Origin of the sequence: Variovorax sp. YR634 (genome assembly GCF_900106655.1) — a bacterium.
Lineage (GTDB): Bacteria > Pseudomonadota > Gammaproteobacteria > Burkholderiales > Burkholderiaceae_C > Variovorax.
Genome location: NZ_FNOL01000003.1, coordinates 378,157 through 387,718, shown reverse-complemented (window position 1 = coordinate 387,718; position 9,562 = coordinate 378,157). Strand labels below are relative to the sequence as shown.

Here is a 9,562-nt window from a genome sequence, read left to right as displayed (position 1 = left end):
ACAGCGCCAGGGCCTTCCAGAGAGTCGAACCTGAGAGCCTTGATTTTACTGGAGCACACCATGTTGACCAACGACGAAAAACGCGGAATCGAGGAGATTTACACCTCCGCCATGAACAGCAGCGACCTCCGCGTCGAAGCCGATCGCCCCGGTGACGCCGACGTCATCATCGTGGCTGGTTGGACTCAGGCGCGCATCGGCGGCGCGATGCTGCGCCTGCACACCGAATACGACTCCACCGAGAAGCCGCGCATGGCCGATGTCGAGTACTTCTACGAGCCCATGCTGCATACGGCAGAGTCCAACGGACGGAAGCTGACGAAAGAGGAGCGCAAGAACCTGAAGCGCCGCGCGCATGAGAAGAAGCACGAGTTCAACGTACAGCAGCTCAGCCTGTTCCTGGAGCGGTTGAAAGCGCTGCCCGACGTTCGCCAACAGGCATCCCTGCAGATGTTGAAGTGGGGGATGGGCCAGTCTCACGACCCAGTCACCCGGTCGGAGCGCACCGAAATGCGGGAGCACGATGCTGAGATGCTGAAGCGGCTGCGAGAGGCTGTCTCAGCTGCACCTGAAGGATCCGCAGAGCTGGAGGCGGCCAATGCCGATCTCGTAGCCGCAGCTGCCGAAGTCGATGGCCGCCGGCGCGCCGAAGCACAGGAAGACTTCGACCGGTGCAGCGAGAAGGCCTCGGCCATCGTCCGATGGTGGCTGCACCAGATCTGCCCGGTATGCGGAGGCACGAAACTGCAGGTCGCCGAGGGAACCAACCGCCACAACGGGAAGGCCTGCGGCGGATGCGACGGTACCGGCAAGAGTGAGATCCCCCACCAGCACGAAGGTCGGCGCGTGGCGAACTGGATGGACCAGTGCATCGAGCGATACCGGGCGTCGCTGGGCCAGAGGGTGTACGGGCGACAGGCTGCCGAGGATGTGCGCATGGGGTTGGAGCCGACGCCGGTTGGCGCCTCGCCGCGCATTCGCCTTCGGGCGCCACGTGTGCCCGTACAGGGTGGCTAGGATGGAGATATGACGCCGCAGCAGGTCGAGCCAATGTGCCAAAAGATCAGGAGATAGACGATGTTCGGAATACAGATGCAAGACATCAAGATGCAGGAACGAATCGCGCAGCACGGCCTCACCGTGGCGGAGGCCTCTCAGTTGAGGAAGCAAGGCGACCTCCCCGAGGAACTCGCCAGAGCTTGGGATGAATATGACGCTTGGCTGGCGCGCTGGCGCAAGACATCGGATGGCACTGACATTCAAAACGGCTGACCATGAAAACCTCCGAACTCACTGGCGCGCAGCTCGACTACTGGGTGGCGAAGGCTGAAGGTTTCGAACCCGAGGTCGTCTGGACGATGCCAAGCCGGCAGTTCGCGTGGGTGGGTGAGTCGATTCGAGGCGGCTCAGCCTCATCTATCAGCCATCGCTTTTCGCAGGACTGGGCGCGCGGTGGCCCGATCATGGAGCGTGAGCGCATCGGATTCACGACATGGTTGGGCGACGACTGGTGTTCTGCTGTTGAGCTGAACGCTGAGACGCAATATGACGGTGGGGTGCTGGGCGGCCAGCACTGGCAGACCGGCTGCACTCCCCTCGTCGCCGCCATGCGTGCCTACGTGGCCTCAAAGTTCGGGGAAGAGGTGCCAGATGCATGAAGTTGCACTATTCACGACGTAAATGTGATAATGCGCCCACGAGATCGCGCTGCCTGCTGAGGCTGCTGCCCTCGACTCTCTGCCGAACACCTGCCGCCGCTCCGGCGCCGGCCGCCACCCTAGACGGGGAAGGTGTATCTGCAGAAAACCGTGTATGTGGGTGAATCCTAGGATCCCATCCCTACCTTGAAAGCCGCCCCGGGCAACTTGGGCGGTTTTTTTGTTTCCGCCTTCATAGCTCAGTTGGTAGAGCGCCTCCCCTGTAAGGAGGATGTCGCGGGTTCGAACCCTTGCTGAAGGCTCCAAGTTTCGGTGACAGCCGGCTGGGTGATGTCGAAGCGCCTGCTTGAACGCCAGCGCCGGGCCAGTTCTGGCCCATAGGACCAAGCTCCAGCCGCCGCCTGATGACAGCTAGACGCCAACCGCCATGAGTGCGGCGCGCGCGGCCGAGGGCTTCCGAATCCTTTGTCTCCAAGGTCGACCCCGACCTTTTGCCCGCCGCGTGCGGGCTTTCTTATTTGAGGTGCCGCATGTCCGCTGCCTCCTTCATCTCCGACATGAACGCCTTGCAGAAGGAGTTCGACGCGCTGCCTCTTGAAGTGACGCGCCTGATCGGAAGCCTGATGGAGTTGGTGGAAGTGCAGCAATCGAACATCGGCACGCTGCTGGTTGCGAACAAGAAGTTACTCGGCGTCATCGACGAACTCAAGGGGTGAGCCGCCCATCCATTCAACTGTGAGGTATCCCATGTCCGCTATGCGCGCAAAGTTCCAAATCGCCAGCGTCGAGCGCTTCGGCTCCAGCGAGAAAATCAAGTTCCATGCGGTGGGCAAGAGTACCGCCTACCCGGAAGATGGGAGCGACGAAGACAACACCTTCGCCAAATTCTCTCCGTCGGCCTCGTGCGAGATCCATGTCTGCAACCCCGCACTGTTCGGCAAATTCGAACCTGGCCAGAAGTTCTACGTGGACTTCACGCCGGCCGACTGACATGTCGTGCTTCTGCCGTGGGCCGCAGAACGGCGAGCCGCTGTGCCCCTGCCAAATGACCGGCGTCACGGTCAAAGATGGCCGTTACGTCATTCCGGCCCGTGACCTCGGGCCCGTCGTTCGCCGTCCGCCGAGCACCCTTCGCGAACAGATCGAACGTGCTCAGAAAACGATCGCCACCTGGCCCAAGCAGAAGCGCGACAGCGTGCAGCTTCAGGGCACTCCGGGCGGCTGGACCGAATAGAACACCGGCAGGGCCCGCTGCGGCGCTCCATGCGTCTGCCGTGGCCAAGTGGGTAAGCGCCCAGCCTGGCTGGTGCCTTTTCCTTCTGAGCTACCACCAGCGGCTCGCGGTTTTCCCTTTCTCCGCGTCTGTCGCTTGCTCAGGCTCCAGCGGTGGGTGAGTCATAACCCCCGCCCCGTGTCCGCGCCCGGCTACACACCCTAAACCTCCACGGGGATGCCGGGCGCGTGTCCGGCCTGCCGCGCGCAGGCACCAACCCCAAGAGGTCCACCATGGGACGTCCCTCCAAACTATCAGATGCCCAGTGGGACGCGCTCAAGCAGCGCCTCATCGCTGGCGAGAAGGCGGCCGACCTCGCACGGGAATACAGAGTTTCGAAATCCGCTATTTCCGGCCGAGTTTCGAAACGAGCAGAAACTGTCAGGAGTGTGGCGAATCAGATCGTTGCTGCCGATCAAGCCCTAAAGGACCTCCCGCTACCTGAACAAGCGATGACCCTGAGTCTCGTGGATGAGCTGAAGTCGATCAGCACTCACATGGCGGGTGCCGGGAAGTTCAGTGCCGCCAGCGCGCACCGGCTGGCGGGCATCGCCCACGATCTGGTGCAGCTGATCGACGATGCCCAGCCCGAGAAGTCGATGGCAGCCATCCAGCGGTTCAGCGCGATGACCAAGCTGTCCAATGAAGCGAGCCATATCCCCCTGAACCTGCTCGCCGCAAACAAGGACGCCGTGAAGCTGATCCAGAAGGACGCACCGGTGCTGCCGGTGAAGGTCGTGGTTCAGGTGGAAGATGCAAGTCAGCCCGAAGCTCAATAGGCCTCAGGCCCGGTTTCTCGCGCTTCCGCACAAGTTCCGAGGATTCGTCGCCGGGTTCGGGAGCGGCAAGACTCGCGCAGGTGGCGCCGCGCTGTGCAGCCACGCATGGGAGTGGCCGAAGGTCAACAGCGGCTACTTCGCGCCGACCTACGCAGCGATCCGCGACATCTTCTACCCGTCGATCGAGGAGTCGGCCTTCGACTGGGGCCTGACCTGCGACATCCACGAGAGCAACAAGGAGGTTCACCTCTACTCGGCGGGCGCATACCGCTCAACGATCCTGTGCCGTTCGATGGAGAAGCCGGGCGACATCGTGGGCTTCAAGATCGGCCATGCTGTCGTCGACGAGCTCGACGTGATGAAGATGAACAAGGCCGAGCTGGCCTGGCGAAAGATCATCGCGCGCATGCGTTACAGCGTCGACGGCCTGAAGAATGGCGTGGATGTGACGACGACGCCCGAAGGCTTCAAATTCGTCTACAAGCAGTTTGTGAAGCTCGTGCGCGACAAGCCGCACCTGGCTCACCTCTACGGTTTGGTGCACGCGAGCACGTACGAGAACGCCAAGAACCTACCCGAAGACTACATCTCGTCGCTGATGGCCAGCTACCCGCCGCAGTTGATCCAGGCGTACATCCGCGGGCTGTTCACCAACCTGACCACCGGCAGCATCTACCCGAACTTTGACCGGAAGCTGAACCACACGGCGGAGCAGATCCGGGAGCACGAACCGCTGCACATCGGCATGGACTTCAACGTCCTCAACATGACAGCGGCTGTCAGTGTGATCCGTGAGGGCCTGCCGCTGACGCTCCAGGAGCTGACGAAGGTGCGCGACACGCCGAGCATGGCGAAGCTGCTGAAGGACCGGTACAAGGACAAGGGCCACCCCGTCACCATTTACCCGGACGCGAGCGGCGGCAACACGAGCAGCAAGAATGCCAGCGAGTCGGACCTGAGCATTCTCAAGACTGCGGGCTTCACGATCGCCGTGAACCCGGCGAACCCAGCAGTGAAGGACCGCATCAATGCGGTGGACGGCATGACGCTGAACGCCGAGGGCGTGCGGCGCTGGAAGGTGAACACCAATGCCTGCCCGGACTTGACGGAGGCGCAGGAGCAGCAGGCCTGGGGCCCAAACGGCGAGCCGGACAAGAGCACCGGCCACGACCACCCAAACGACGCAGTCGGCTACTTCCTGGTGAAGCGGTACCCGATCGTGAAGCGCACCGCAATCGTGACGCCACTGCGCGCATAGGAACAGACGCATGGCCCTCAAGGTTCAAGATCAATCGCCGGAAGTCGCGGCGATGGCTGCTAACTGGCCCATCGTCGAAGCGCTGCTCGGCGGGACCGCGGCCATGCGCAAGGCCGGGCCGGCGTTCCTGCCTCAGTGGCCTGCCGAGGAGCAGAAGAGCTACAAGGCGCGCCTCGAGACCGCAACGCTGTTTCCGGCGTTCGAGCGCACCGTCTCCGTGATGAGCGGCAAGCCGTTCTCGAAGCAGTTGACGCTGGGCAAGGACGTGCCCAAGAAGATCAAGACCTGGTGCGAGGACGTGGACCAGCAGGGCAATAGCTTGCACAGCTTCTGCGCCGATCTGATGGCCGAAGCGATGGGCTTTGGCCTCTGCGGCGTGCTGGTCGACTACCCGCAGGTCGGCAACGCGGCGCGCACCCAGCTCGACGAGAAGAAGCTGGGCGTGCGGCCGTACCTGGTTTTCATGCGCCACGGGCAAATTCTCGGGTGGAAGACGAAGCTCGTGGGCGGCGTCACACAGCTCACGCAGCTGCGCATCGCCGAGATGCACGAGGTCGAAGACGGGCTCTACGGTGTTGCCTACAAGAAGCGGGTGCGCGTGCTCACGCCGGGCTATTTTGAAGTCTGGGAGGAGGGCGCAAAGCCAGACGATCCGTGGATTCAGGTGGTGCCCCCGACGGCCACCACGCTCGACGAGATCCCGTTCGTACCGTTCTACGGGAAGAAGAAGGGCTTCATGTGCGGGGTGTCGCCGCTGCTGAATCTGGCGTACCTGAACGTCAAGCACTGGCAGAGCCAGAGCGATCAGGACACGATCATGCACGTGGCGCGGGTTCCGGTTCTGGTGATGACCGGTGTCGACGCGCCGAGCCCCGACGGCACGGGGGGCACGCAGCTCGAGGTCGGCGCCGCCGCAGTCGTGCGTCTGCCCCCCGATGCGGACATGAAGTATGTCGAGCACACCGGCGCAGCGATCGAGGCCGGTGAGAAGTCGCTGGAGAAGCTCGAAAACCAGATGGTCACCACTGGCGCCGAGCTGCTGGTGATCAAGCCCGGCGAGCAGAAGTCCGCCACGCAGTCGAACAACGATGCCGAGGGCAACAAGTGCGACCTGCTGCGCATGACCGAAACCTTCGAAGACAGCCTCGACCAGGTGCTGCAGCTGATGGCGAAGTGGGTGAAGGAAGCGCAGGGCGGTCACGCCAGCCTGTTCAAGGACTTCGGTGCTGCGACGCTCAGCGATGCCAGCGCACAGCTGATCCTGAGCCTGCGTGCTGCCGGCCTGATCAGCGGCGAGACCACGCTGCGCGAGCAGCAACGCCGCGGTACTCTGGCCGCCGACCTCGACCCCGTGAAGGAGTTGCAAGCGGCAAAGGATGACCCGCCGCCGGCACCTGCAGCAGCGACAGGAGTCCCGACCCCATGAAAGAGTTTCGGGTCTACGCTGGCCTATGCGGTTGGCAGCCTCACGGCGCAGATCACCAACAAGCTTCACAAGCTGGGCGTCTTCATGGCCGCCTGACCCCAACAAGGCCGCTCGGGCAACCGCAGCGGCTTTTCACTGCCCAGACGACGGATGTCTGAGGGCGCTTCGCGGCGGATGCCGCACCCGTACTGAGGGCGGATGCCCGAGGAAACAGCAACCATGCCATTCAAGTTTGATGCCAACGGTGCCATCGTCATGCAAGGCGAGGGCGACAAGAAACTCCCTGTGTTCATCCATCCGGACGGACGTGAAGCGCCTTTCGACGCCGACGCCACGGTCGCGAGCATCAGCCGTCTCAACGGCGAAGCCAAGACCCACCGCGAGGCCAAGGAAGTCGCGGAAACGAAGCTGAAGGCCTTCGAAGGTATCGAAGACGGTGAGGCGGCCCGCAAGGCCCTCGAAACCATCAAGAACATCGACGAAGGCAAGCTGCTGACGGCCGGGAAGGTGCAAGAGATCAAGGACGCAGCTGCCCGTTCGGCGACGGAAGCGGTGGCTGCTGCGACGCGAGCTGCCCAGGAGCGCGAAAAGGCGCTCACCGAGCAGAACACGAAGCTCACCAGCGATCTCAACAACCACATCATCGGCGGCAGCTTCGCAGCCTCGAAGTTCATCGGCGAGAAGTTGGCCATCCCGGCCGACATCGCGCAGAAGGTCTTCGGCGACCGGTTCAAGGTCGACGGCGGCAAGCTGGTTCCCCTCGATGCGAACGGCAACCCGATCTTCTCGGCGACCCGTCATGGTGAGCACGCGGACTTCGAAGAGGCCCTGCAGGTCATGGTGAACCAGTACCCCAACAAGGAGATGATCCTCAAGGGCTCGGGTGCATCAGGCGGCGGGGCGAAAAACAACGCAGCGAACGCCGGCAACGTTGGCAAGAAGACGGTCACGCGCGCGCAGTTCGATGCCATGGACCCTGGCCAGAAGGCCGCCGTTGGCAGCGACGCGAACACCGTGATCACCGACTGACCCCTCCTCTACCTTTCGCAACCCCGAGCCCGCCATGAGCGGGCTTTGTCATTTCTGGAGCCCAATCATGAAACTCGTTTCGAAGTTGCGCGTTTTCGCGCTGGCTGCCGCCGCTATTGTGGTGGCTTCCTATCCTGTCGCTGTCGTGTCCTCGGCTTGCGCCAAGGTCTACGAACTGGTCACAGGCGCCGTGCGCACTATTCCCGAGCGCGGCATGGTCGCCTATGGCACGCTGACGCTGACCGGCCTCATCCCAACGATCTACAACGCGATGGACGTCGTGTCGCGCGAACTGGTCGGGTTCATCCCCTCCGTCTCGCGGGACTCGAAGGCTGAGCGCGCTGCTGTGAACGAGGTGGTGATGTCGCCTGTCGTCGGCCCGATGGTTGCCGAGGACCTGACGCCTGCGCCGTACGCCGCAGACACTCCGAACCAGACCATCGGCAACGTGCAGATGACGATCCAGAAGGCGCGCTCGGTGCCGTTCGGCATCACTGGCGAAGAGACGCTCGGCCTGCGCAACTCTGGCACGCTGGACACGATCAACCGTGACCGCATCGCGCAAGCGCTCCGCACGCTGACCAACGAGGTCGAAAGCGACCTGGCCGCCCTGCACATCTACGCGAGCCAGGCCTACGGAACTCCCGGCACCGCGCCCTTCGGCACTGCCCTGGACCTGAGCGATTTCGCGCAGTCGCGCAAGATCCTCGACGACAACGGCGCGCCGCAGTCGGACATGCACATGGTGCTCGGCTCGGCCGCCGTCGCGAACATCCGCGGCAAGCAGGCTGGACTGTTCAAGGTGAATGAGGCTGGCACGGACTCCCTGCTGCGCTGGGGCGAGCTCGGTCAGGTCGAAGGCCTGGCCCTGCACAACTCAGGTCAGGTGAAGGTGGCTGTGGCTGCCGGCACCGGCGCGGCTGCGACCACCAATGCGGCGGGTTACGCAATCGGCGCGACCGTGATCACGCTGGCCTCGGCCGGTACCGGGACGGTCATCGCCGGCGACTTCGTCTCGTTCGCTGGCGACACGCGCAAGTACGCGGTCGTTTCGGGAGACGCTGACGTTTCCAACGGCGGCACACTCACCATCGCTGAGCCTGGCCTGCAGAAGGCGATCCCTGCCGCAGCCACCGCGATCACTGTGGCGGCCGCGGCCACCCGCAACATGGCTTTCCAGCGCTCGGCGATTCAACTCGCCACACGTGCGCCGGCCATGCCGGAAGGGGGCGATGCTGCCGACGACGTGATGGTGGTGGTCGATCCGAAGTCGGGCATCGCGTTCGAGTTCTGCATCTACAAGCAGAAGCGTCAGGTTCGCTATGAAGTGAACTTGGCCTGGGGCTCCAAGATGGTCGCCCCTCGCCACGCGATGGTCCTGCTGGGCTGATCCAGGGTTGCCCGGGGCTTCGGCCCTGGGCGCTCTTCACCTTTCGGAGAACTCCATGAACGTCATCAAGATCAAGCCCTCGCACGAGAGCCAGGGCCCCTTCGTACTCATCAACGAGGGCGACTTCGACCCGAAGAAGCACGAGCTTTACGAGGAGCCGATTCCCGAGGGCGCCAAGAAGGCCTCTGACGGCCTGAAGGTCGAAGACCTCAAGGCCGAACTCGAGAAGCGCAAGGTCGAGATTCCCGAGGGCGCCAAGAAGGCCGACCTCGCCGCGCTGCTCGATGCGGCTGTGGCCGCCGAAGCCGCTGCTTCTTGATCCAGACGCACGAGCGAGCACCTCATGGCCCTGACCGCCCAGCAGATCGCGGACGTTCGCCGCTTCGCCGGCTATCCGGGCCTGGGCATCGACACGCCGGCGACGGATCGCAGCGATATGGCGTTCATCACGGCGCTGCCGAGCCTGTTGCTGCAAACGCTCGCGCATAGGCTCCAGAACCTGACCCCCGAGAACGAGTCGACGCTGATCAACGTCTACCTGACGAACCTCGCGACCCTCGAAACGGACATCGTCGGCTCGGCCGCGAACCTGGATACCGAATCGGCGGCCGTCTGGAAGCACAACAAGCGCGAGGTCGCCGAACGGTCTGCACTATTCGATGGCTGGCGCCGGCGCATGTGCGGCTTTCTGGGTGTGGCACCGGGCCCAGCGCTCGGCGACGGCGCGATGCGCATCGTTCGGGGGTGAA

13 protein-coding genes and 1 tRNA gene are annotated in these 9,562 nt (G+C 63.4%); all 14 read left to right on the top strand.

Going from position 1 to position 9,562, the window contains the following annotated elements; all coding sequences use genetic code 11:
- The first annotated feature begins 60 nt into the window (after positions 1–60).
- The 14 genes from BLV60_RS08535 (at position 61) to BLV60_RS08470 (ending at position 9,561) form a co-directional block, all read left to right on the top strand.
- Positions 61–1,017: a hypothetical protein gene (locus BLV60_RS08535; protein ID WP_143042562.1), complete on the top strand. Its 957-nt coding sequence runs from the start codon at positions 61–63 to the stop codon at positions 1,015–1,017.
- A 60-nt stretch (positions 1,018–1,077) separates the two neighbouring features.
- Positions 1,078–1,272: a hypothetical protein gene (locus tag BLV60_RS08530; RefSeq protein ID WP_093052892.1), complete on the top strand. Its 195-nt coding sequence runs from the start codon at positions 1,078–1,080 to the stop codon at positions 1,270–1,272.
- A gap of 2 nt (positions 1,273–1,274) precedes the next feature.
- Positions 1,275–1,658, top strand: coding sequence for a phage protein NinX family protein (locus tag BLV60_RS08525; RefSeq protein WP_093052889.1), 384 nt, complete (start codon positions 1,275–1,277; stop codon positions 1,656–1,658).
- A gap of 228 nt (positions 1,659–1,886) precedes the next feature.
- A tRNA-Thr gene (locus BLV60_RS08520) sits at positions 1,887–1,963 on the top strand.
- Between the two features lie 225 nt (positions 1,964–2,188).
- Positions 2,189–2,374, top strand: coding sequence for a hypothetical protein (locus BLV60_RS08515; protein ID WP_093052886.1), 186 nt, complete (start codon positions 2,189–2,191; stop codon positions 2,372–2,374).
- Between the two features lie 31 nt (positions 2,375–2,405).
- Positions 2,406–2,648 (top strand): hypothetical protein, encoded by a 243-nt coding sequence (locus tag BLV60_RS08510; protein ID WP_256328901.1) that lies wholly within the window; start codon positions 2,406–2,408, stop codon positions 2,646–2,648.
- A 55-nt stretch (positions 2,649–2,703) separates the two neighbouring features.
- Positions 2,704–2,892 carry a hypothetical protein gene (locus BLV60_RS08505; RefSeq protein WP_143042561.1) on the top strand — a complete coding sequence of 63 codons (189 nt, stop codon included), beginning with the start codon at positions 2,704–2,706 and terminating at the stop codon, positions 2,890–2,892.
- A 272-nt stretch (positions 2,893–3,164) separates the two neighbouring features.
- Positions 3,165–3,710 carry a helix-turn-helix domain-containing protein gene (locus tag BLV60_RS08500; protein WP_143042560.1) on the top strand — a complete coding sequence of 182 codons (546 nt, stop codon included), beginning with the start codon at positions 3,165–3,167 and terminating at the stop codon, positions 3,708–3,710.
- Entirely contained in the window at positions 3,685–4,968 is a 1,284-nt protein-coding gene (locus BLV60_RS08495) for a terminase large subunit domain-containing protein (RefSeq protein ID WP_093052877.1), read from the top strand. The genes BLV60_RS08500 and BLV60_RS08495 overlap by 26 nt, the downstream gene beginning before the upstream one ends.
- Before the next feature lie 10 nt (positions 4,969–4,978).
- On the top strand, positions 4,979–6,394 hold the full coding sequence (locus BLV60_RS08490) for a DUF4055 domain-containing protein (RefSeq protein ID WP_256328900.1): 1,416 nt from the start codon (positions 4,979–4,981) through the stop codon (positions 6,392–6,394).
- A 219-nt stretch (positions 6,395–6,613) separates the two neighbouring features.
- On the top strand, positions 6,614–7,423 hold the full coding sequence (locus BLV60_RS08485) for a DUF6651 domain-containing protein (protein WP_093053215.1): 810 nt from the start codon (positions 6,614–6,616) through the stop codon (positions 7,421–7,423).
- A 67-nt stretch (positions 7,424–7,490) separates the two neighbouring features.
- Positions 7,491–8,813: a major capsid protein gene (locus BLV60_RS08480; protein WP_093052874.1), complete on the top strand. Its 1,323-nt coding sequence runs from the start codon at positions 7,491–7,493 to the stop codon at positions 8,811–8,813.
- Between the two features lie 55 nt (positions 8,814–8,868).
- Positions 8,869–9,132: a HeH/LEM domain-containing protein gene (locus BLV60_RS08475; protein WP_093052871.1), complete on the top strand. Its 264-nt coding sequence runs from the start codon at positions 8,869–8,871 to the stop codon at positions 9,130–9,132.
- Between the two features lie 24 nt (positions 9,133–9,156).
- The gene (locus BLV60_RS08470; protein WP_093052868.1) at positions 9,157–9,561 is read left to right on the top strand and encodes a hypothetical protein; all 405 of its coding nucleotides are present in this window, start codon (positions 9,157–9,159) and stop codon (positions 9,559–9,561) included.
- The last annotated feature ends 1 nt before the right edge of the window (position 9,562 follow it).